The organism is Streptomyces sp. NPDC039423, from assembly GCF_055598725.1.
The window spans coordinates 330,288-353,041 of the sequence record NZ_JBVKAH010000001.1 but is presented as its reverse complement, the minus strand read 5'-3'; the positions used below and the strand labels follow the sequence as shown (position 1 = coordinate 353,041).

17 protein-coding genes, 1 tRNA gene and 1 pseudogene are annotated in these 22,754 nt (G+C 73.5%); 11 read left to right on the top strand and 8 right to left on the bottom strand.

Annotated elements, in window-relative coordinates:
* Positions 1-136: 136 nt before the first annotated feature.
* The 5 genes and pseudogenes from ACZ7LK_RS01525 to ACZ7LK_RS01505 all read left to right on the top strand — a co-directional run.
* The gene (locus tag ACZ7LK_RS01525) at positions 137-541 is read left to right on the top strand and encodes a globin (protein ID WP_392274733.1); all 405 of its coding nucleotides are present in this window, start codon (positions 137-139) and stop codon (positions 539-541) included.
* A gap of 162 nt (positions 542-703) precedes the next feature.
* Positions 704-1,051 carry a hypothetical protein gene (locus ACZ7LK_RS01520; protein ID WP_392274732.1) on the top strand — a complete coding sequence of 116 codons (348 nt, stop codon included), beginning with the start codon at positions 704-706 and terminating at the stop codon, positions 1,049-1,051.
* A 5-nt stretch (positions 1,052-1,056) separates the two neighbouring features.
* Positions 1,057-1,191 (top strand): hypothetical protein, encoded by a 135-nt coding sequence (locus tag ACZ7LK_RS01515; RefSeq protein ID WP_469464584.1) that lies wholly within the window; start codon positions 1,057-1,059, stop codon positions 1,189-1,191.
* A complete protein-coding gene (locus tag ACZ7LK_RS01510) occupies positions 1,188-3,437 on the top strand; it encodes a thioesterase domain-containing protein (protein WP_471137877.1) in 2,250 nt (749 codons plus the stop codon). The genes ACZ7LK_RS01515 and ACZ7LK_RS01510 overlap by 4 nt, the downstream gene beginning before the upstream one ends.
* Before the next feature lie 105 nt (positions 3,438-3,542).
* A pseudogene (locus ACZ7LK_RS01505) lies at positions 3,543-3,754 on the top strand (ATP-binding cassette domain-containing protein); the annotation flags it as partial.
* A gap of 80 nt (positions 3,755-3,834) precedes the next feature.
* Here ACZ7LK_RS01505 and ACZ7LK_RS01500 read toward each other — a convergent pair.
* From ACZ7LK_RS01500 to ACZ7LK_RS01470, 7 genes are all read right to left on the bottom strand, one after another.
* Positions 3,835-4,494, bottom strand: a complete 660-nt coding sequence (locus ACZ7LK_RS01500; RefSeq protein ID WP_471137875.1) for a DUF8010 domain-containing protein — start codon at positions 4,492-4,494, stop codon at positions 3,835-3,837.
* The gene (locus tag ACZ7LK_RS01495; RefSeq protein ID WP_189551530.1) at positions 4,491-4,931 is read right to left on the bottom strand and encodes an acyl-CoA thioesterase; all 441 of its coding nucleotides are present in this window, start codon (positions 4,929-4,931) and stop codon (positions 4,491-4,493) included. Before ACZ7LK_RS01495 ends, ACZ7LK_RS01500 begins: the two co-directional genes overlap by 4 nt.
* A 10-nt stretch (positions 4,932-4,941) precedes the next feature.
* Positions 4,942-6,606 carry an energy-dependent translational throttle protein EttA gene (gene ettA / locus ACZ7LK_RS01490; protein ID WP_392274728.1) on the bottom strand — a complete coding sequence of 555 codons (1,665 nt, stop codon included), beginning with the start codon at positions 6,604-6,606 and terminating at the stop codon, positions 4,942-4,944.
* 227 nt (positions 6,607-6,833) lie between these two features.
* A complete protein-coding gene (locus ACZ7LK_RS01485; RefSeq protein ID WP_471137872.1) occupies positions 6,834-8,258 on the bottom strand; it encodes a Cys-Gln thioester bond-forming surface protein in 1,425 nt (474 codons plus the stop codon).
* Positions 8,259-8,499: 241 nt separating this feature from the next.
* Entirely contained in the window at positions 8,500-9,003 is a 504-nt protein-coding gene (locus tag ACZ7LK_RS01480) for a single-stranded DNA-binding protein (RefSeq protein WP_471137870.1), read from the bottom strand.
* 156 nt (positions 9,004-9,159) lie between these two features.
* Entirely contained in the window at positions 9,160-10,968 is a 1,809-nt protein-coding gene (locus ACZ7LK_RS01475) for a GTPase (protein WP_392274725.1), read from the bottom strand.
* Positions 10,965-12,569, bottom strand: coding sequence for a dynamin family protein (locus ACZ7LK_RS01470; protein WP_392274724.1), 1,605 nt, complete (start codon positions 12,567-12,569; stop codon positions 10,965-10,967). The genes ACZ7LK_RS01475 and ACZ7LK_RS01470 overlap by 4 nt, the downstream gene beginning before the upstream one ends.
* A 314-nt stretch (positions 12,570-12,883) precedes the next feature.
* Here ACZ7LK_RS01470 and ACZ7LK_RS01465 point away from each other — a divergent pair.
* Positions 12,884-12,956, top strand: a tRNA-Arg gene (locus tag ACZ7LK_RS01465).
* Between the two features lie 179 nt (positions 12,957-13,135).
* On the opposite strand, the gene ACZ7LK_RS01460 is transcribed toward ACZ7LK_RS01465, so the two are convergent.
* Positions 13,136-13,246 (bottom strand): integrase, encoded by a 111-nt coding sequence (locus ACZ7LK_RS01460; RefSeq protein ID WP_471137868.1) that lies wholly within the window; start codon positions 13,244-13,246, stop codon positions 13,136-13,138.
* A gap of 1,266 nt (positions 13,247-14,512) precedes the next feature.
* Here ACZ7LK_RS01460 and ACZ7LK_RS01455 point away from each other — a divergent pair.
* From ACZ7LK_RS01455 to ACZ7LK_RS01435, 5 genes are all read left to right on the top strand, one after another.
* Entirely contained in the window at positions 14,513-15,172 is a 660-nt protein-coding gene (locus ACZ7LK_RS01455; protein WP_471137866.1) for a hypothetical protein, read from the top strand.
* Between the two features lie 1,203 nt (positions 15,173-16,375).
* On the top strand, positions 16,376-17,131 hold the full coding sequence (locus ACZ7LK_RS01450) for a hypothetical protein (protein WP_471137864.1): 756 nt from the start codon (positions 16,376-16,378) through the stop codon (positions 17,129-17,131).
* 133 nt (positions 17,132-17,264) lie between these two features.
* A complete protein-coding gene (locus ACZ7LK_RS01445; RefSeq protein ID WP_392274703.1) occupies positions 17,265-17,612 on the top strand; it encodes a VOC family protein in 348 nt (115 codons plus the stop codon).
* 160 nt (positions 17,613-17,772) lie between these two features.
* Positions 17,773-21,195 carry a non-ribosomal peptide synthetase family protein gene (locus ACZ7LK_RS01440; protein ID WP_471137861.1) on the top strand — a complete coding sequence of 1,141 codons (3,423 nt, stop codon included), beginning with the start codon at positions 17,773-17,775 and terminating at the stop codon, positions 21,193-21,195.
* Between the two features lie 8 nt (positions 21,196-21,203).
* On the top strand, positions 21,204-22,742 hold the full coding sequence (locus ACZ7LK_RS01435) for a lyase family protein (protein WP_469464579.1): 1,539 nt from the start codon (positions 21,204-21,206) through the stop codon (positions 22,740-22,742).
* The last annotated feature ends 12 nt before the right edge of the window (positions 22,743-22,754 follow it).

The window sequence follows — 22,754 nt, the reverse complement described above, 5'->3', positions numbered from 1 at the left end:
CCGCGGGCGGACCCGAGGCCGGGCGGTTCCGGCCGGCCCGGCCGCGGGTCCGCCGGAACCGCCCGGCGGTTCCCGGCCCCCGGGCCAAGGACCTAGGGCCCGGGTCCTCGGCCGGGGCGTCTGAGACGATGGACCCGTGAATGAGATCCCGCGCGGCACGCTTCAGGAGCAGACCTTCTACGAGCAGGTCGGCGGCGAGCCCACCTTCCGGCGCCTCGTCCACCGTTTCTACGAAGGGGTCGCCGAGGACCCCCTGCTGCGGCCGATGTACCCCGAGGAGGACCTGGGGCCGGCCGAGGAGCGGTTGGTGCTGTTCCTGATGCAGTACTGGGGCGGCCCCCGCACCTACAGCGACCACCGCGGCCATCCGCGCCTGCGGATGCGCCACGCCCCGTTCACCGTGGACCGGGCGGCGCACGACGCGTGGCTGAAGCACATGCGGGCGGCGGTCGACGAGCTCGGCCTGTCCGAGGAGCACGAGCGGACGCTGTGGAACTACCTGACGTACGCCGCCGCGTCGATGGTGAACACCGCCGACTGAGCCGTACGCACGCTGGGTGACCGGTAAGTGACAGAAAAGGTTCCGGCCAACTCTCCCCCACCCGGTCCCCAGCGGCATCGCCGACCACCTAAATTCACAGTCGCAACACATCGAACGGGCATCCGCAGTCGGCGGGTGCCCCTCGTCTTGTGGAGGTGCGGCGTGCGACGGAGGACCGTGCGGCTCGGAGCCGTGGCGATCGCGATGGTGACGGCTCTCCTGGGGGCCGGTACCGCCTTCGGTGACACGTTCTATGTGTACGAGGGCGAGGACTTCGGCTACATCGGCAGTGACCACAAGTACGCGGGCGTCTGCGACCGGGAGTACGACGGCTTCAACGTCTACGTCAACTTCCGGCGGACCACGCCCGACACCGTCGTCCGCATGGAGGAGACGGGCGGTTACTGCAAGCACTCCACGAGCGGGACCTACCCCATCCACACCCTCCAGACGTGCGAGAACCGTCCGCTCGTGTCGGACGCGTGCTCCGCCTGGAAGCGGCACCCCTGAGCACGATGACCGCCCCCACCATGACGGTCACCGGGCCGGCCCGCGAGCCGGGCGGCCGGACCGTGCCGCGCGACGCCGTGACGACCGCCCGCCCCGGCGCCTCCGTCGCCGTCACCGGGCCGAGCGGCGGCAGCGCATGAGCCGCGTACGGGACGCCGACCGCGTCCGGCGCCACGGCACGACCGCGCTCCCGCCCGCCGCCGGCCACCGTGCCCCCGCCGGGGCGGCCCGCCGGCCCGACCCCCGGGCGACCGTCCGGACGCTGTGCCTGGTGCTCACCGCCATGGCCGCGACGCTGCTGGTGTGGAGCGGGCAGACGGTCCACGTCGGGTACGGCGGGCGGGAGGCGCGCGTCGCCGCCCGGACGCCCGTGCCGGCCGCGCCCGGCACACGGCCGGCCGCCTGGTGGAACCAGAGCGACGACAGCTGGCGGGACCGGCACTTCTCGGTGGTGTACGTCGAGCCCGCCGTCCCGTCCGCCCAGCCGCCGCCCGGTCTGCCCCGCTGGCCGGCCCCGGGCGAGGCCTTCGTGTCACCGGCGCTGCTCGCCGTCATGCCGCCGGCCGCCACCCGGTTCGGCAGGCTCGCGGGGACGGTCGCCGAGGAGGGGCTGGCCGATCGTGGGGAGCTCTTCGTGTACGCCCGCCCGCCGGCCGGCGTGGACGTCCGGGGGCAGGCGGCGACGCTCGGCGTCACCGGGTTCGGCACCGGCCGGCCGGCCGCTCCCGGGCCCTTCCTCAGCCAGTCCTTCGACCGGCCCGAGGGCGATCTGTACGGACTGCTGGCCGCCGGCCTCGGGCTGCCGGTCACCGTCCTGCTGGTGGTCTCCTCCCGCCTCGGGGCCCGGCGGCGGGACAGCCGGCCGGCGGTCCCGCACGCGCCGGGCGCCGGGCGTCCGGTCCGCGCGAGCGCCGCGGCCGGTGGGTCCGCGCGGCCGCTGGCGGCCGGCGTCCTGCTCACGGGGGTGCCGCTGGCGGCGCTCACCTGGACCGGCGTACGGCTGCCGCTGACCGGTCATGAGGTGGCGGCCGGCGATCTGGCGCCGCTGCGGTGGTGGTTCCCGCTCTCGCTGGTCGTCGTGTGGGCGGCCCTGTGCCTGCTGCTCGCCGGGCTGCGCCTGCTGTCCACCGTGCCCCGCCCACGGGTGCGGCGCGCGCGGCCGGGGCGGGGCGGGGAGGGACGGGCGCTGCCGTCGTCGTGGCCGGGCGTGCTGTGCGGGACCGGTGCGGCGGCCGTGGTCCTCGGGGCGGCGGCCGGGCCCGCGACGGGCACCGGGCTGTTCCTGCTGGGCGCCGGCCTCCTGCTCGTCGGTCTGCCCCCGCTGCTGGGGCGGGCGGCCGCGCGCGTGCCCCTCCGGCTCACCGCGCACGGCACGGCCGACGCGGCCCGGCTGGCCGGCGGGCGCTGGGCGGCCGCGAACCCGGCGGTGATCGCCCGGGCGGGCGCGGGACTGGTGGTCATGCTGGGGCTGGCGGCCCAGGCCGTGGTGATGGTGACCGACCTGTCGAGCGGGGCCAGGAACGCCACCGTGCTCGGCGAGCGCCTGGGCGAGCGGCTCCTGGAGGTGCGCAGCGCGCCGGCGGACGAGCGGGCGCACGCCCGGTTCGTGGCCGCCCTGGCGCCCGGGGACCGCGTGCTGCGGGTGCTGACGGACCCGGGCGCCTCCGGTGGCGAGCCTGTGCTGCGCGGCGACTGCCGGGACCTGGCCGCCCTGGGGGCGATGCGCTCCTGCCCCCGGGAGCGCGCGCTGCCGGTCCGTGAGGTGTACGGCGCTCGTACGCCCCGCACGGAGGCGCTGCGGTGGATGGGCTTCGGACCGGTGCTGGTCCAGGCGTCCGGGTCCCGGGCGCGGTTGCCGGCGGGACGGGGGCCCTTCGTCGTCCTGACGAGCGGCCCCGAGGGGCGTGAGCGGGTGGAGCGGGCGGCCCGCGCCACGCTGCCGCTCCCCCATGTCGGTGTCCCGGGTGAGGGTGACGTCATCGGTGGCCGGGCCCGCGCGCGGCAGGCGGACTGGGTACTGCTGGTGGCGGCCGCCGGGTTCCCGCTGCTGGCGCTCACCGGCGCGGCCGGGCTGCTGCACGCCTTCCTCGACCGGGCCGACGGACCGCGGCCGCCGGCCGGCCGCACCTCGGGGGCGCGGTTCCACCTGCGGGTCGCGTGGTGGGGCATGGGGGTGCCGATGGCGTACGCGCTGGGCCTTGCCACCCTGTTCGCGGGACTGCTGGCGGGAGTGAACCTCGGTTTCCTGTCCCCGTCGGGGAGTTCACCGCTCGGACTGCTCGGGGCGGGCCTCGGCGTGGCGGTCGCGGTGTGCGCGGCGGCGACCGTGGCCGGCGGGCTGCTGGCAGCCGGGGCCACCCACCGGTGCCTGCCGCGCGGCGACTGACCGCGCCCCCGGGCCGTACGGCCTGGCGGCCCCACGGCCTGGCGGCCCCACGGCCTGGCGGACGTACGGCCGTTGGCCGCGCGGTCGTCATGGCGTGGGTACGGAGGACTCGGCCTGCTGGTGCGGGAGGGCGAGTTGATGGCGCTGGTGGGCGCCTCGGGCAGCGCCGGGTCGACGCTGATGAACATCCTCGCGGGCCTGGACGTGCCGACCGCGGGCGCGGGGAGGGTGGCGGGCCGCGACCTGCTCCCGACGGACGCGAAGGCGCGGCTGCGTCACCGGCGCGAGTGGTGGGCTTCGTCCGGCAGCAGACCGCCAATGGAGCAGCGGGTGCCGCTGGAGCTGGAGACGGACCACATCGCGGTCCGCCCGGACGACGCGCCCTGACGCGGCCGGGTCAGACCGCGGTGACGGTCAGGCCGGTCCCGATCCCCGCCCCGCGGACGGCGATCGATCCGTACGGGGTGCGCAGCCGCAGCCACGAGCCGGTGGCGAGCAGCGCCACCGGTACGTCGTGCGGCGGCAGGAATCCCAGGGACTGGGCGGCGTGCACCGCGCGCAGCGGCAGTCCGGTGCCGCCGACGGTCCGGGTCCAGATCTCGCGGCCGATCCGGTCGCGCTCGGCGCGCGTACGGTGCTCGGCCGGCAGGGCGCCGTCCCGCTGCCGGAACTCGGTCACCGCCGCGGCGACCGCGCCGCGCAGCTCCGCGGCGCCGGGGAGCCCGGGGACCTCACGCCAGCCGGCGCGCGGGGGCAGGAGCCCGGCCCAGGGCGGGCCGGTGACGGGGGCGGGCACCATGGCCTTGCCCGCCGACTCCTCGATGCCGTCCAGGAGTTGCCCGGCGGACACGGTGACGTCCAGCGGGCTGTCGTCCAGCAGGGCGGCCGTGCGGATGGCCAGTACCTCGAAGCTCGGCGGCCGTCCGAACACGGCCAGCGCCCCGCCGCCCGCCTGGAGGCGGACGGCGGCGGCCCGGTCGTAGTGGATGAGCCGGGCCAGGAAGGCCGCCAGATCGGCCGCCTCCCTGGCGTCGGCGAAGTGCAGCGGCGGAGTCATGCCGCGGCGGCCTCACCCGGGGAGCGCATGCCGTCGTCGACGTACTCCTCCAGGAAGGAGCGCTCCTCCGCCGTGATCCGGCGCGGGCGCTGGGCCTCCAGGTCGAACGGCACGACGACCGTCGAGGCCCGTACGTACACCTGGTCCGGGTCCTTGATCTCGTACGCGATCGTCAGCGACGCCGCGCCGATCTTGGTGACCCACGACTCGATGGTCACCGGCTCGTGCCGGTGGACCAGCGGCCGCAGGTAGTCGATCTCGTGCCGGGCCACGACGGACCCGCCGGAGAACGAGGGGGAACCGTCCCCCGGCGCGAGCCGGAACATGAAGTCGATCCGTGCCTCCTCCAGGTAGCGGAGGAAGACGACGTTGTTGACGTGCCCGAAGGCGTCCATGTCCGACCAGCGCAGGGGACAGCTGTAGAGGTGACGAGCCACTGTCGCTGCCTCAGCCCCGGGTGAGCTTCTTGTACGTGGCGCGGTGCGGGCGTGCCGCGTCCGGGCCGAGGCGCTCGATCTTGTTCTTCTCGTAGGACTCGAAGTTGCCCTCGAACCAGAACCACTTGGAGTCGCCCTCGTACGCCAGGATGTGCGTGGCGACCCGGTCGAGGAACCAGCGGTCGTGGGAGACGACCACGGCCGCGCCGGGGAACTCCAGCAGCGCGTTCTCCAGCGACGACAGGGTCTCGACGTCGAGGTCGTTGGTCGGCTCGTCGAGGAGCAGCAGGTTGCCGCCCTGCTTGAGGGTGAGCGCCAGGTTCAGGCGGTTGCGCTCACCGCCGGACAGGACGCCGGCCGGCTTCTGCTGGTCCGGGCCCTTGAAGCCGAACGCGGAGACGTAGGCGCGGGAGGGCATCTCGACCTGGCCGACGTTGATGTAGTCCAGTTCGTCGGAGACGACGGCCCACAGCGTCTTCTTGGGGTCGATGTTGGCGCGGCTCTGGTCGACGTAGCTGATCTTGACGGTCTCGCCGACGCGGATGGCGCCGGAGTCCGGCTCCTCCAGGCCCTGGATCATCTTGAACAGCGTGGTCTTGCCGGCGCCGTTGGGGCCGATGACGCCGACGATGCCGTTGCGCGGGAGGCTGAAGCTCAGGTTGTCGATGAGGACCTTGTCGCCGAAGGCCTTGTTGAGGTTCTCGACCTCGACGACGACGCTGCCCAGACGCGGGCCCGGCGGGATCTGGATCTCCTCGAAGTCCAGCTTCCGCATCTTGTCGGCCTCGGCGGCCATCTCCTCGTACCGGGCGAGACGGGCCTTGGACTTGGCCTGCCGTCCCTTGGCGTTGGAGCGGACCCACTCCAGCTCTTCCTTGAGCCGCTTCTGGCGCTTGGCGTCCTTCTGGCCCTCGACCTTCAGACGCGAGGCCTTGTTCTCCAGGTAGGTGGAGTAGTTGCCCTCGTAGGGGTGGGCGCGGCCGCGGTCGAGCTCCAGGATCCACTCGGCGACGTTGTCGAGGAAGTACCGGTCGTGGGTGATGGCGACGACGGTGCCGGCGTACTTGGCGAGGTGCTGCTCCAGCCACTGCACGGACTCGGCGTCCAGGTGGTTGGTGGGCTCGTCGAGCAGCAGCAGGTCGGGGGCCTCCAGCAGCAGCTTGCAGAGCGCGACGCGGCGCTTCTCGCCACCGGAGAGGTTGGTCACGGGCCAGTCGCCGGGCGGGCAGCCCAGGGCGTCCATGGCCTGCTCGAGCTGGGCGTCCAGGTCCCACGCGTTGGCGTGGTCCAGCTCCTCCTGGAGCTTGCCCATCTCCTCCATGAGGGCGTCGGTGTAGTTCGTGGCCATCTCCTCGGCGATGGCGTTGAACCGGTCGAGCTTGCCCTTGATCTCGCCCACGCCGTCCTGGACGTTCTCCAGGACCGTCTTGGACTCGTCCAGCGGCGGCTCCTGGAGCAGGATGCCGACGGTGTAGCCGGGCGACAGGAACGCGTCACCGTTGGACGGCTGCTCCAGACCGGCCATGATCTTGAGCACGGTCGACTTACCGGCGCCGTTCGGGCCGACCACACCGATCTTCGCACCGGGCAGGAAGCTCAGCGTCACGTCATCGAGGATGACCTTGTCGCCGTGCGCCTTGCGCGTCTTGCGCATCGTGTAGATGTACTCAGCCAAGAGAAACCGTCCGGCAGTCCGAGAGTGGGCAGATACACCCCATCTTGCCTGACGTCCACCCCGCGAAGGAAACCCGTATGGCGTCGGGCCCGCTTCCCGGACGCCCTCCGGCGGGGCGGGTGGCGGCTCGGGCACGCCGCGTGGCGGCGCGGGCCCGCTCCGGGCGGGGTGGACGCCGCCCGGCCCGCCGGGGGTGTGCCGGGCCGGGCCGGAGCGGGTCGTCCGGGTCAGTCGTCGGCGCCGGGGGTCCGCTTCTTGCGGAGGAGGAAGACCGCGGCCCCGCCGATGACGACCATCGTCAGGGCGATGCCCGCGATCATCGGGGTGGCGCCGGAGGCTCCGGTCTCGGCCAGGTCGGGGCCGTCCACCGGGGTGCCCGGACCGGCCGAGGTGCCGCCGGCGGAGAGGGGGCTGGGCCCCTGCGGGCCGGCCATGGTGACGGCGGCCGAGCCGGTGGTGCGGCAGTCGAGGACGCCGGTGAAGGTGCGGTGGAGGCCGCCCGGCCCGGTGATCGTGAACTCGTACGTCCGGTCCTCGGCGACCGGGACGCTCACCGTGCGCGTCCCGCCGGCCCCGACCGTGTACGTCACGCCCATGAGTTCGAAGCCGAAGGCCGCGTCGCCCTTGTTGGCGACGGTGACGTCCACGGTGCCCTCGGCGCAGTTCTTCTCGGCCGTCAGCGCCGGGATGGCGCCCGCGGTCGCCCAGGTGGCGGTGGCGGTGGCGGAGACGGTCGACTCGCTGGAGCCGGCCAGGATCTGCGTCTGGCTCTTGGTGACGCCGGTGAAGGCGCGGCCGACCGGCACGGACGTGGTGGCCTGCACGGTCAGCGCGGCGGAGCCGTCGGCGGCCTTGGCGGGCACGTCGAAGTAGAGCCGGCTGCCGTCGGCCGCCGACACCACCGGCCTGCCCTTGGCGTCGGTGATCCTGATGCCGCTGGCGGCCGCGTCGGCCGGCGGGGCCACCGAGACCCGGCCCGCGTCGGTGCGGACGGTCACGGGGCCGATCCGGGTGCCGGCCGGGCCCGACACGGCACCCGGCTCCAGGCTGAGCGACGCGCGCGGTTCGGCGGCCGTCCCGGCCTCCTTCTCCAGCCAGTCGGCGAGCTTCTCGGCCGCCGGGTCGAGGGCCTGCACCTGGGCGTTGTCGGAGTACCGCCAGATGGCGACCTGGGTGCCGGCGGCGGCGGTGGCGGCGGTCAGCGGCCCGGTGCCGGCGTCGGAGGCCAGCCCCACCAGGTCGTCGACCTGGGGGTAGGAGTGCTGGAGGATCCACCGGATCCGGCCCGCGTCCCTGTTGGCGCCGAGGGAGGTCTGGTCCCAGGAGGTCTCCAGATAGCGGGCCTTCTCCTGGGTGGGGTTGTGGAGGTCCACGCAGTAGGTCTTGAGGGTGCCGCCGCCGTCGACGGTCATCTCGAACAGGCCGGCCGGGATCTGCTGCCTCTCGCCGTCGACGCGGAGCACCGCCTGGTCGAAGGTGGTCAGCCCGTTGAGGGTGGCGGCGGCTCCGCCCCGGTGCCGTGGCGCCTCGTCGGCCGCGGCGGCGGACGCCCCGGCTATGACTCCCCCGGCGACCAGACCGGAGGTCACGACCGCGGCGAGGAGGCGGGCGGCGCGCCCCCTCCGCCTCCGTACAGAAAACGCAGCAAACACAGACTTCCCCTCCGGGCGAGACCTTTGCGCGCGTGGCGCGTGGGGGGAGTGCCTCGCCAGCCGACTCAAGTGCCCCGTGAGTACCCGGGAATCCTAGAGAGGCGACCCAGCACAGTCCCCTGTCATACCGTCAGACAACCATTCCGAATCGGAATCGTTATCGCGAACACCGAACCACGGGGTCCGTGCTCGCCGAATCTCCACATCACGCACCGCTCGGTGGTCCGGCCCTGACGCACCGTCACGACACCAGTTCCACCGGCCGGTCCGCCGCGCCACCCCCTCCCCCGCCCCCGGCCGCGTCCGGCACGACGCCCGCGACCGTGTCCGGCACCCCGTCCCCGACCGCCGGCCGGCCGGCGGCACGGTCCGCGGGCCGGGGCTCCCCGCGCGCCGCCCGGCGGAACGCGGACGTGCCGCGCGCCAGGTCGTGCCCCGCCGCCCACGCGTCGACGTCCACGAACGTCCGGCGCTGGCCGTCCCGGTCCTCCTCCCGCACCCGCAGCCGCCCCTGGATCACCAGCGGGTCGCCCACCGACACCGACGCGGCCAGATTGGCACCCAGCGCCCGCCACGCGCTCACCGTGTAGAAACTCGTGGGCCCGTCCACCCAGACCGCCTTCTCCCGGTCCCAGCGCCGCCCGGTCGCGGCGAACCGGAACTTCGCCACGCCTCCGGTCACCGTCTCCCGGTAGTCGACGCTCGTCGCCACGTTGCCCACCAGCGTCACCATCGTGTCGTTCATGACACCCACCCCTCGCGGTCGTCCTGCTGACTGCGCCCATGCTGGCCCGCCCGCCGCGAACCCGCCCGGCCCTGTGGACGAACCCCCGCAGGTGCACAACCGCACCACCCGCACGGGGGACGCCCAACCGGCCGCCCCGCCGTCACCACGAGCGCCTCACGCCCTCCGCGGACCCACGTGACCCGCCCGCCCCGCCCCGGTCCGCGCGCCCACCGCCACCCCCGCGCCCGGCCCGCCGCCCTCGCCGCCACCGCGCGACACATGGGCGTACCGTTCCCGCACCTCCCGGTACCGCAGCAGCTCCGCGGCGACCGGGTCGAGGACCATCGCCCGCCCGCACCCGGCGGCCGCCTCCCGCAGCCGGCGCTCGGTGTCCTGCCCGTACCGCCGGGCGGGCCCCCGGGCCGCCGCCGCGCAGGCCCACTCGACCAGGGGCCCGCCGAGGATGCCGGCCAGCATGATCAGGGCCGGCGGGACCAGCCCGGGTTCCAGCACCCCGATGATCTGGCCCACCAGCCACAGGGCGCCGTAGAACTGGAGCAGCGTCATCGCCGCCTGGGCCAGCACCGCGGCCGGCCACCACGCGGGCCGGGGCGGCCGCCCGCCCGCCGGGGGCGCCGACACCGGCACCACCAGCTCGTCCAGCGCCTCCGGCAGCCCCCGCGCACCGCGCACCGCCGCCTCGCGCACCGCCTGCGCCCACGGCACCGGCAGCCCGCGCGCGGCCTCCTCCGCCACGATCCGCACCGCCTGCTCGACGCGCTGGCGCGCCGTCAGCTCGTCCTCCGCCGCGGTCGCCTCCGCCTCGGCACCCTCCTCCGGCGCGGCGGCACCCCTGGCGCGCAGCCGCTCGTACCAGCGCCACAGCCGCAGCCACGGCGTGCCGCAGGCCCGTCCCGCGTTGCGCCGCCACTCGCGCTCGGCCGCCTCCCCGGCCGCCCGGGCGCCGACGGCGACCGCCAGCCGGGCGCCGAAGTCCTCCCGGGACCGCTCGCCGAGCCCGGGGTGCCCGTCCGCCAGGTACACCGGGCGCAGCCGGGCCGCGGCCGCGTCCACGTCCGCCGACAGCCGGCGTTCGGCGGCGCCGCGGCACTGGACGAACGCGCCGAGCAGTTCGCGCAGTTCGCCCACGCCCTCGCCGGTGAGCGCGGACACCGCGAGGACCGTGGCCCCCGGCTCCCCGTGCTCGCCGAGGGCCATGCCGTCCTCGTCGAGCAGCCGCCGCAGGTCGTCCAGCACCTGGTGGGCGGCGTCGCCGGGCAGCCGGTCGATCTGGTTGAGGACGACGAAGGTCACCTCGGCGTGCCCGGCGAGCGGGCGCAGGTACCGCTCGTGCAGGGCGGCGTCCGCGTACTTCTCCGGGTCGACCACCCAGATCACCGCGTCCACCAGGGCCAGCACCCGGTCCACCTGGGCGCGGTGCGCGGTGACCGCCGAGTCGTGGTCGGGCAGGTCGACCAGGACCAGGCCCTGCAACGCCTCGTCGCCGACCCCGCCCGCCAGCGGCCGGCGGCGCAGCCGGCCGGGGATGGCGAGCCGGTCCAGGAGCCCGGCCGCCCCCTCGGACCAGGTGCAGGCGATGGGGTTGGCGGTGGTGGGCCGGCGGAGTCCGGTCTCCGAGACCGGTACGCCGGCCAGGGCGTTGATCAGGGCGGACTTGCCGCTCCCGGTGGGCCCGGCGATCGCGACGACGGTGTGCCGGGAGGACAGCCGCTGGCGGGCGGCGGCCTCGTCGAGCACCCGTCCGGCCTCGGCGAGGGTGTCGCCGTCCAGCCGGGTCCTGGACAGGCCCACCAGTTCCCGCAGGGCGTCCAGCCGGGTCCGGAGGGTCCCGTCGTAGGCCTCGCCGATCGGGACGTGCGGCTCGTCGGCCGGCGGTCCTTCCTCCCCGGGGGCCAGTTCCTGTACACGGCGGGCGATCAGCCCGTCGTCCCAGCGTTCGTCAACGGCGCTCACCGCCGTCACCTCTCCTTCTGCAGTCGCGACAGTGCGGCGATGAGTTCGGCCTGGGGCTCGGGGGTGACGTCGAGGGCGCGGAGGGGCGCGAGCCGCCGGGTCCGTTCCTCGTGCAGGACGCGGTCGAGGTACGTGGTGACCAGTTCGCCGCCCCGGTCGCGCAGCCGCAGCGCCCCCTGGGCACCGAGCAGTTCGGCGAGCCGTTCGCCCGCGCCCCGGGCCCGGCGGCCGCCGAGGAGGGCGGCGCCGAGGAGGGCGGCGGCCGTCTCGGGATCGGGGGCGGAGGCCCGGTCCATGCGCCGGACCTCGTCCTCCGCCAACTCCTCCAGCACGCGCCGCCACCGCCGTACGGCCATCCCGATCCGTTCGCCGGTCTCCCGGTCGGGCCCGGGGGGCGCGCCGGTCCCGTCGTCCAGGGCCCGGGCGGCCGGTTCCCGCCGCCAGGACTCCCGTACGTGCTCGTCGGCGGCGGCGACGGCGCACTGGAGCAGGGCGGTGAGGGACTCGGCCAGGGAGTCGAGCAGTTCGGTGGCCGAGCAGTCGCGGGGGTAGCCGCGCCAGCGGGTGCGGGCGTCGCCGGCGAGGACGGCTCCGCGGCGCAGTTCGCGGCGGACCCGTTCGCCCTCCTGCTCGTAGGCGGACTGGACGGCGCCGGTGAGGCGGACGGCGGCGGCGTACTGGGCGGCGACGGCGCCGGCCAGCTCCGGCATCCGGGCGTTCAGCGAGTCGATCACCCCGCCGGCGGTGCGGCCCACGGTCTGCTGCCGGGCGGCGGGGTCCTGGGCGCGGTGGGCGAGCCAGGCGCGCAGCGGCGCGACGGCGGTGTCGGGCAGCAGCCCGCTGCCGCCGCCGGCCGATTCGGGCAGCTCGGGGATGGTGAAGCGGGGGACCTCGCCCAGCCCGGCGCGGACCAGGAGCGCCTCGTACTGCCGTGACACCTCGTTGATGACCTGGTGGGGCACCCGGTCGAGGACGGTGACGAGGGTGGCGTCGTACTCCTTGGCGGTGCGCAGCAGGTGCCAGGGGACGGCGTCGGCGTAGCGGGAGGCGGTGGTCACCATCACCCATACGTCGGCGGCGCAGATGAGTTCGGCGGCCAGCTCGCGGCTCCGGACGACCAGGGAGTCGATGTCGGGCGCGTCGAGGAGGGCGAGCCCGCGCGGCACGGTCTCGGCGGTCTCGACCCGCAGGGCCCGGTCCCCGGCGCCGTCGGGGTCGGTGTCGTCGTCCGGGTCCTCGGGGGCCGCCCGGACCCGGGTGAGCTGCGGGAGCACCCGCATGCCGGAGAACCAGTGGTGGTCGTCGGGGTGGCAGACGAGGACGGGCGTACGGGTGGTGGGCCGGAGCACCCCGGCCTCGCTGACCCGGCGCCCCACGAGGGAGTTGACGAGCGTCGACTTGCCGGCCCCGGTGGATCCGCCGATGACGGCGAGCAGCGGGGCCTCGGGTTCCTTGAGGCGGGGTACCAGGTAGTCGTCGAGCTGGGCGAGCAGCTCCGCCCGGGTCTGCCGCGCCCGTGGCGCCCCCGGGAGGGGAAGTGGAAGACGCACGGCGGCGACACGGTCGCGCAGGGCGGAGAGTGCGTCGATGAGCTGAGGCCGTACGTCCATGGTCACCACATGCGAAGAATGCCCAATTTCGTGACCGTTTTGAAGCGTATGGCGCCCCCTGCGCGCCGATCGGACACAAGGGACAGAGGGGATGAGTGGGACGCAGGCATAACGAGTACACAACACCCGGGCTCCCAGGCGCCAAAAGCGCTGCGGGAATCGCACCTGCCTGCGATTATCGGTTCGCTTCACCGAACCTCCACATCGTGCCACGCAGGCGAAGCGACCGGGTCAAGGCGATCGGAGCCCTATCCTTGTCCCCGGCAAGGTCACGGACCACCCAGCAGGGGCTCCAGGCCACAAGGCCACCACCGGCCCCCGTAGCTCAGTGGATAGAGCAGGCGCCTTCTAAGCGCTTGGCCGCAGGTTCGAGTCCTGCCGGGGGCGCACTACCGGGCCCTCCCCTTGGGGAGGGCCTTTTCGCTGGTCAAAAGGGGTGAGGCTCACCACACGTCCGCCCCGGAAGCCCTCTCGACGATCAAGAGCGGACTCCGGGGCTGTCCGGCTGTCACCGGGTTATCGCGGGTGGCCGTGTCGAATACGTGTCGAAGTTCCCGGCCGGAGAATCAGCCGACGCCGGGTGCCTCGGGCAGGTCCCCCGCGACTTCGAGCCGCCGCTTCAGATCCGGCAGCTGCCCGTCGACGCACCGGGCGTACGTGGCGAGGAGCACGGCCACGCTGTTTCCGGCCCACTCCGCCACCTGGGCGGGCGGGATCCCGTCGTTGAGCCACTTGGTCAGGCGCGTGTGCCGGTTGTTCGTACACGCGCCGCCCGGTCGGCGACTCGAAGACGTGCGGGACGAGAACCGCCCTACGGGCACTGCGCCACACCGGCGGATGACGGAACCGGCGAGGATGCCGCCCCCCTGGCAGAGCAGGTCACCCGGCCGGAGCTGTTCGTCCTGTTGTGCTGCCGCAGTATGCGCGTGAGAGTGGGATGCCCCGGCACACTCGAGGTCTCCCTCTCCGCACACCCCTTCACGTCGCATCGCTCACAAATCTCCCCGCGCAGGTCCACTGCTTCCCAACCTCCGGGGCCGCTGTGTGCATTAGCAGCTCGCACCACTGACCCTCGGCGTCGGGCTCGGCCAGCATGACGTCCTCCCCCTCCCGCATGGCTGCGGCTTCCTCGGGCCGCGGGCCGCAGTAGTACAGCGTGGCGAAGAAGGCGTGGAGCCGCTGCCACCGCGCGGTCGGCGCCGTATCCAGTCGAGGATCGCCGCCGCCTGCCCAGGGTTCAGCAAGGACCGCTTGTCCACGGCGTTCGAGGTCTTCGTGGCAGCCGTCGACTCCTTGCCCTTGGGAAGGGGGTTACCCCGCAGGATGCGCCGCCGGACCGCGTGCTTCATGACGACGTTGAGGCGTGCCCCCACCCCGCCGACCGACGTCCCTGTCCTCAAAGGGCCGACCACCGGACAAAGGCCCCCGGAGCCATGATTCCGGGACTCTTATACGGCCACCGGGTCAATCATCTGTGCTGGATCACCGGTCTGTATTGCAGGCCATGGGCGCGAAACCGGCCAACGCTGGCGCAGCAGGAACTACGGCCGTTGCGGCGCAACTCGCCGGTGCAGCTGCCTGCCGCCCTCGGCGTAAGCGCCGGCTGCAACCAGTGAAGACTGAAGTCCGCATGAGTGCTCGTCGGCTAAGGGCGCGGCGGGCCAAGTCGGGCATACCACGGCGAACATGCCACTCCCAATGATCCCCGATTCAACAAATCCCTCCGATCACCAGAGAATTTCCGCCACTCAACTTGGCTGAAAGAGACAAGCGGCAGATCGAATTGTCCGGTTCGGTCGAAGTCTCGTGGCGCACCCTCAAATCTCCCTCAGAGCTTCGGTTAACCGCGTTGCGTAATCGAAGATGTGCGGTAGGTTCACTGTTGACCAAGCGATGACCCGGCCGGGGATTGCGACAAGCGCATTGCAATTGGGGGGATATTAGTGCGCATCATCACGGGGCGAGGCCTTATTGCCTCTACCGCTATTGCCGTGGCAATGGCTGGAATTACGTCCGCAGCGTCAGCCGAGGAGGTGAAACCTAATCTTCCCGAGGATGTGGTGATCCAGCCGGAACCGCCAGTCGAAGAGGGCTTTGGGGAAGGATTCCTTCCGGCGCCGGAGGATGAAGCGGAACTACCGCCCCCCTCGAAGTCGGAAGACGGCACTAACGCACCCCGCTGTGATCGACGGAATGTATACATACCGAAGACCAAGGGGGGCAAGTTCCACGCGCCGGTAGGAGCCCAGCAAGCCAACTACAACGGCACCAGCCGGACGGCACGAACCTGGTTCAAGTCCGAAAAGGCAGGAGAGATCGGCACTACCTTCTCCGGGGAGCTAAAGGTGGGGGTCGACGGCATGATCGCGTCGATCGAAGGAAAGTTCGGGGTCGAACTGTCCAAGAAGCTCTCGGTCAAGATCGGAAACGAGATCCAGGTAGACACGCCGGCGAAGAAGACCACCTTCGGGAAGTATGGTGTGTGGCGAATGAAGAACACCGGGCTTAGCTACGTCATGTACAGCAACTGCCAGACCTCAACACAAAGCACCGTCACCTCATACACTCCCTGGTACAGTGGATGGTACATATGGGAGCGATAGAAGCGCGGCGCCTCTCTCTGGTGAGGCGCTCCACCGTCCCTGCGTTTGGGATGATCGCTGCACTTTGCCTTACGGGATGTCTGTCGGGAACAGAAGAGGAACACAAAGCGGCTCCGTCAGCGCCGACGAAGAGCTCCCCTGCAAACCCGGTTGCATCACCTTCCCCGAGTCGAGCCCCGAATGGGTCGGTAGCCACCCCGCCAAAGATTCCCGACACAAAAGCACTGGTGGAGGTTGCTAATGCGGTAGGGAACCGGGAGGTAGCCCTCGAGGGCGGTGTACGCAAGGGTCCCCTCGGCATCATGGTGACTTGTTTGGGAGCAGGCACCGTGCGGGTGACATACGAGTCATCTATGTCCTTCCCGCTGGACTGCCAGGATGGAGAACCCAGCACCACGTACAACCAGATCGATCTCTCCCAGGCCCGCAAGACGGCTTCGGTTCAGGTCGAGGCCCCCACGTCAGTCAGATGGGCCATGACCGTCGCTCAGTAGCCCCTCCTGCCACTAGCAGCGGGACTTGAGCTCAAACTGCCCGGCAAACGGCACGGCCCCGATCCGCTCAGGATCGGGGCCGCACGTCGTTTGGCATCGGGGTTCGCGCGGTGTCGCCGCCCTGCCGAACCGCATTCCCGGTCCAACTCCCCTCTGCCTGCCATGCCGCCCTTGCGCCGCCGCCCAGCCCCGCTGTCCGACGCCCGGTTGGCCGCCGCTTTGGTCGGTCGACCGACTTCCGCGGCTAGCCTCGGGAAGGGGTCAACGCCGGCCAAGGTCGGATATCGGACGGTTCGGTCGAAATGCATGTCGAAGGCGCCGGGCGCCCGCAGTCGTCAACTGAAGAACGCAAGGTCAGAGGGCATGCGTCGGTGATCTCACAAAGCGCCTTCTTAGCGCTTGGCCGCAGGTTCATGTCCTGCCGGGGGCGCACCGCCGGGCCCTCCCCTTGGGGAGGGCCTTTTCGCTGGTCAGGGCGAGAGCCGTCCGCCACGGCGAAGCCCCGGACGTCCTGATGCCGATCAAGGGCGGGCTCGTGGGCTGTCCGGCCGGCCGGGTCGCATCCATGTCGGAGTGGAGCTCGTCAGGCCTTGGACCAGGTGCCGCTTCGGCGGAGGATGAGGGAAGAGAGCGGGTCCGCGTGGTGGAGTGCGGGGCTCCGACGACTCCGACGGCTCCGACGACTCCGACAGCAGGGAGCTTCCTTCCGATGACCGCACAGCCCGCACACCCCGAGCGCAGTGGTCCCGGGACCGCCTCGGCCATGGATGTCCCGCCGTTCAAGGCTTCTCTCGTCAAAGCGGTGTTCAGGGACGTGACCCCTATGCACGTCTCCCGGTCGGCGGTGTGGGCCGCCGCGTCGGTGACGCGGACGGTGCTGACGGAGATCATCGACGGCGCGAGGAGAGCCGCGGCGGCGGAGGCCCGGAGGAAGCTGATCCCCGGGGACCTTCTCTCGGCGCTCGACCGGAACGTCGAGCTCGAGGTGGGGCACACGTGGTACGACCACAGCCCGACGTTCCGCGGCCTGACCGGTGTCCTGTACGACTCCGAGGGTGTCCTGGTGCCTTCTCGTCAGCGCGGCGGGTCGCGCAGACCGAGCGCTGTGGCCGGCGCCCACAGGTTCGAGGCCGGGGTCAAGAGGCTGCTGCGGGGTCGGGGGGCGACGGCCGTTCCGGCGATGGTCCGCGACCTGGACGGCATCGCGAGCGTGTTCCTGACGGACCTCGCCCGGGACGCCGCCATGGTCGTCCGCGAGGGCGGGGGCGGGCGTTCGGTCGCGGTCGCCCCGGTCCCGTTCCTCAAGGATTCCCGCCCGGCCCCGGCCGCTCGCCGGGGGGACGCGCGGACCATCGGCAGGGACGACGTCCTGGCCGCCGCCACGACGCGGTTGTTCGGCGGCAACCTCAGGCAGCGGGCCCTCACCGAAGCACGCGAGGCGACACAGAACCATCCGGCCGGCTGAGCGGGGACGACCGGCATCACCGCCCGCGCCCTCATCCGCTGTCGCGGCGGGTTCCCGGAGTCGCCGCATGGGACGGCGTGTCGTAGTACTCCTGGGAAGGTCAGAGATCCGTTCCTCCCGTCTGGAGTCACCGATGGCCGTTCGCCGCGTCGTGCCCAACGTTCCTTCCGAAGCCGCACAGGAGAGCCGTGAGTTCTACGGCCTGCTCGGCTTCGAGGAGGTGATGAACCACGGCTGGATCATGACCCTCGCGTCCCCGTCCGACCCGTCGGCGCAGGTGAGTTTCATGGCGCGGGACGCCACGGCGCCGGTCGTCCCGGACATGAGCGTCGAGGTGGACGACGTGGACGCCGCGTACGCGGTGATGCGGGCGCGAGGTGCGGAGATCGTTCACCCGTTGCGGGACGAGGAGTGGGGCGTGCGGCGGTTCTTCGTCCGTGACCCCAACGGCCGGGTGGTCAACGTGCTCGCCCACCGCTGACGTCACCGGCCGCGAGCGGGGCGGCCGCCGCGGCGCCGCCGGGGCGGGGAGGGGCGGGGAGGGGCGTCAGTGGGCTGTCAGTGCGGGTCGGCAGCATGGCCGTACAAGCGATGCCGAACCACGCATCCCTCCGTCCCTTCCCCGGTAGGTTGGCGATCACGTGTCGAAGACTTTGGGCTGCCCGGCAACGGCCCGGACGACGGACGAGCACGCCCGTGGGCACGGTGCGGCGGGTGCGGCCGTACGTGTCCCTCGGTGGACCGCCGGTGCGGCGGACGCACCGGACGGAGTGGGCGCCGAGCTCGTCCTGCCGCCCGAAGTGACCGTCCGGCTGCGGAAGGTGGCCACCGCGTGCGCCGCCCCGCTGGAGGCGGTGCTGCTGGCCGCGCACCTCCGGGTGGTGGCCGCGCTGACCTCCGAGCAGGACCCCGTCACCGGGTACGTGCCTCCCGGCGGCGACCCGGGCGCCCCGCGCTCCCTCGGGGTCACGGGCGTCCTGCGGGGGAGCTGGCAGGAACTGGTCAGGGAGGCCGCTGAGGGGATGCGCCGGGCCCTCGCGCCGGGCGCGCCCGCCGGGCCCTCGCACGAGTCGGTCCTGGACCTCTCCGGGGCGGCGGAGCCGGACCCCGGGAACGCTCCCCCACTGTGGGTGCGCGTCACCGTGCACGAGGACCGGACGACGGTACGGGCCCGGTCGCGGGCGGACGTCATGACCGAGGAGCACCTGGCCCGGATCGCCGGCTACCACGCGAAGGCCCTCCGGCTGCTGGCCGCCCACCCCGACGCGCCGGCCGGAGAGCGGAGCCTGCTCGCGGACGACGAACGGCACTTCCAGATCTACGGACTGGCGGGTGAGGCCGAGCCCTTCGACGGGCGGCTGTTCACCGAGCGGTTCGAGGAGCAGGTGCGGGCCACCCCCGGCGCGGTCGCGGTGACGCACGGCGACCGGTCGTGGACGTACGAGCGGCTCAACACCGCCGCCAACCGGATCGCCCACGCCCTGCTGGCGGAGGGGCTGCGGGACGAGGACGTGGTCGCCGTGGTCATGGAGCGCGGCCCGGAGTGGGCGGCGGCCACGATCGGCGTGCTCAAGGCGGGCGGCTGCTACCTGCCGGTGCAGCCGGACTTCCCGGCCGCCCGGATCGCGGCGCAACTCGACGGCGCGGACTGCCGGTTTGTGCTCGGGTCCGGTGACGCCGCCCGCACCGCCGCCCGGGGCGAGGCCGGCGGGCAGGACGGTACGGACGGGGCGGAGGGCGGTACGGAGGCGGACGGCGGGGGCCACGGACGGCTCCTGGTGAACGCGGTGGCCCTGTGCGCCCCGGCCGGCGCGGGCGCCGGGGACGGCGCGGGCGCGGGTGCCGTCGGCGATCCGGGCCGGCCCCTCTCGCCCCGCCTCCGGGCGTACGTCTACTTCACCTCCGGCTCCACCGGCACGCCCAAGGGCGTGATGTGCGAGCACGCGGGGCTGCTCAACCACCTGCTGATGAAGGTGGCGGACCTGGGCCTGGGGCCCGGTGACGTGGTGGCGCAGACCGCCGCCCAGTCGCTGGACATCTCCCTGTGGCAGCTCGTCGCCCCGCTGCTGACGGGCGGCAGTGCCCGCATCGTCGACACCGCCGTCCTGCTGGACGTGGACCGTTTCGTGGCGGAGCTGACCGCGTCGCGGGTGTCCGTCGCCCAGTTCGTGCCGTCCTACTTCGACGCGCTGATCACCGCCCTGGAGCGGCACCCCCGCGACCTGGGCGCGCTGCGCGTCGTCTCCGTGACGGGCGAGGAGCTCAAACCGTCGCTGCTGAACCGGTGGTTCGCCCGCCACCCGGGCATCCCGGTGGTCAACGCGTACGGCGCCACCGAGGTGTCCGACGACACCATGCACGAGATCATCGACCGGGCGCCCGGCGAGGGGCCCGTGACGCTCGGCCGGATGCGGCGCAACGTGCACGGCTACGTGCTGGACGAGCAGGGCGGGCTGGTGCCGCTGGGCTCGTCCGGCGAGATCGTCTTCTCCGGGGTCGCCGTCGGCCGCGGCTATGTCAACGATCCCGCCCGCACCCGGGCCGCCTTCGTGCCCGACCCGTTCCGGCCGGGCCAGCGGATGTACCGGACCGGGGACTTCGGCCGCTGGGAGCCCGGGGGCCGCCTCCAGTTCCTGGGCCGGCGCGACCAGCAGGTCCGGATCCGGGGGTACCGGGTGGAGACCGGCGAGGTCGAGAACCGGCTGCTGGCCCTGGACGACGTGAAGGACGCGGTGGTCGTCGCCTCCGGCGGCGGCGACCGGCACCGGGTCCTGGTGGCCTTCCTGGTGGGCGCCGTCCGCCACGACCCCGACACCGTCCGGGCGGCGCTCGCCCGCCATCTGCCGGACTACATGATCCCCGCGTACTGCCACTGGCTGGACGCGCTGCCGGTCAACGAGAACGGCAAGGTGGACCGCAAGGCGCTGACGGGGCTGGCCGGCACCCTGGGGCACGCGGGCGTGCCCAGCACGGCACCCGTCACGCCCACCGAGCAGCGGCTGGCGATGGCCTGGGCGGAGGCGCTGGGCGTGCCGTTGCAGAGCATCGGGCGGGCCGACGACTTCTTCGCGCTGGGCGGTACGTCGCTGGCGGCGACCTGGCTGGTGGTGAAGCTGGACCGGCTGGTCTCGCTGAGCGCGATCCTGGCCCGTCCGGTGCTGTCCGACCTCGCGGCCGCCGTCGACGCGGGCCGGGACGCGGCCGGCGCCGGACGCGGGGACGCGGCGCCGGACGGCCCGGCGGCCGGCCTGCTCCGTGCGCTGACCGGCGTCCTGCCGGGCCGGACCGCGCCCGGTGGCCGGCTCGTCTGCTTCCCCGGCGCGGGCGGCAACGCCGTCAACTTCCTGGCGCTCGCCCGCGAACTGGCCCCGCACGGCATCGAGGTGTACGGCGTCGAGCTGCCCGGCCACGACTTCGTCCCCGGCGGGCAGGACCTGGCCGGTGTCGCGGAGGTGGCCCGCCGCGTGGCCGGCGAACTGGACCGGCTGCCCGCCGTGCCGCTGGCGCTGTGGGGCCAGCGGGAGGGCGCGGCGCCCGCGCTGGCGCTGGCGCGGCTGCTGGAGGCAGGCCCTTCGGCGCCCCGCCGGGTGCTGCTCGGCGGGGCCGGGGCGGACTGGGCGGCCGGGCTGCGGGAGCGGATGGACCGGGCCGGTGCCCTGAGCGACCAGGAGGTCGCGGCCACCCTGCTGAGCGAGGGCGCGTACGTGGAGTTCGACGGGCTCAAGCCCGAGCGGGCCCGGCTGCTGGGCCCCGCCTACCGGCACGACGTACGGTACGCCGGAGCGTTCCTGCTCGCCGCCCGGCGGGACCCGGCGGCCCACCGGGTGAGGGCGGGCATCGAGCTCGTCGTCGCGGACGACACCCCCGGGGAGCCCGCGGGGCGGCCGGAGGCGGCCGGGCCGGACGGGCCCGGTGGTGCCCCGTGGGACTGGGGGCTCCTCTCCGACGAGGTGACGCACCGCCGGCTGGACGGCGGCGGAGCGCACTTCCCGCGCACCCGGGCGGCCGACGCGAGAGACGCGGTGCTGGCCGCGCTGAACCGAACCGCCCCTTCGTTCCCGTGAGGAAGCGCATGCCCAACGACCATCTGACGACGGCCCCTCCCGGTGACGCCGGCGGGCTGACCGGGCGGATAGCCTCCGGCCCCGACGCGCTGCTGCGCGCCGAGGTGCTGGAGCCGCAGCTCCGCTTCGAGACCGACGCCCTGCTGCCCTGGTACGTCCAGGTGGAGAAGGTCCTGCTGCTGGAGTACCGCAGGCTCGGGCTGCTGGACGGCGCCCAGGTCGGCGCCATCGCCGACATCCTCGACCGGGTCACCCCCGCGGCCGTCGCCGAGGAGGCCGCGGAGAGCATGAGCGACATCGCGTTCACCCTGGAGCGCCACGTGGCGCGCCGGCTGGACGCGGTTCCGCCCGCGTGGCACGTCGACCGCAGCCGCAACGACCTCCAGGCCACCGCCCAGTCCATGCAGGGCCGGGCGCGCCTGCTGGAGTGCGCGGACGCGCTGCTGGTGTTCGGCCGCACCGCCCACCGGCTCGCCGGGCGCGGCGCCGGACTGGTCATGCCGGGCTACACCCATATGCAGCCGGCCCAGGTGATCAGCCCCGGTTTCTATTTCGCGGCGCTCGCCGACCAGGTGCTGCACACCCTGGAGCGGCTGGAGTCGGTGTACCGGACGGCCGACGCCTCGCCGCTGGGGGCCGGGGCGATGGCGGGGCAGGAACTGGACTGGGACCGGGACCGGATGGCCGCGCTGCTGGGGTTCGCGGAGGTCCGTACGCACGCGTTGCGGGCGGTGGCGCAGCGGGACTGGGCGCTGGAGGCGTGCGCGGAGTTCTCGCTGCTGGGCGTCGCGCTGAGCCGGTTCGTCACCGACCTGATGACGTGGGGCGGGGCGGGGTACGGCTTCATCGACCTGCCGGACCAGTGGTCGGGCATCTCCTCGGCGATGCCGCAGAAGAAGAACTTCCCGGTGCTGGAGCGGATCCGGGCCCGTACGGCCCACCTCGGCGCGGCCTACGCGGCCGTCTCGGCGGGGCAGCGGTCCACGCCGTACAGCAACTCGGTGGAGGTCTCCAAGGAGGCGGGGGCCGGGGTGCCGGGGGCGTTCGACACGCTCGGGTCGGTGCTGCGGTTGTTCGGGGCGGTGCTGGAGAACCTGCGGTTCCGCGAGGACCGGATGCGCGAGGCGTGCGAGAGCGAGTACCTGGGCGGGTTCACGCTCGCCAACCTGCTGACCCTGCGGGCGGGCGTGCCCTGGCGGACCGCCCAGGTGGCCGCGGGACGCTACATCGTGCGGGCCGTCGCCCGCGGGCTGCCGCCCGCCGAACCCGACGGGGCGCTGCTCGACGCGGTGCTGGCGGCGGAGGGGTACGCGGCCGACGACGCGGCGGGCCTGCTGGCCGAGGCGATGAGCGTGCCGGGCGGCCTGCGGGCCAAGCGCTCGGACGGCTCGGCCGGCCCCGACTCCGTACGGGCGCTGCTGGCGGGGCAGGACGTGGCGTTCGGCGCGCTGGAGGAGCGCTGGCGGAGGCGGCGTACGGCCGTCGAGGCGGCGGCCGCCGAGGTGGACCGGCTGCTCGCCGGGCCGGAGGGACGGCGGGAGTGGTGAAGTCCCCCGACG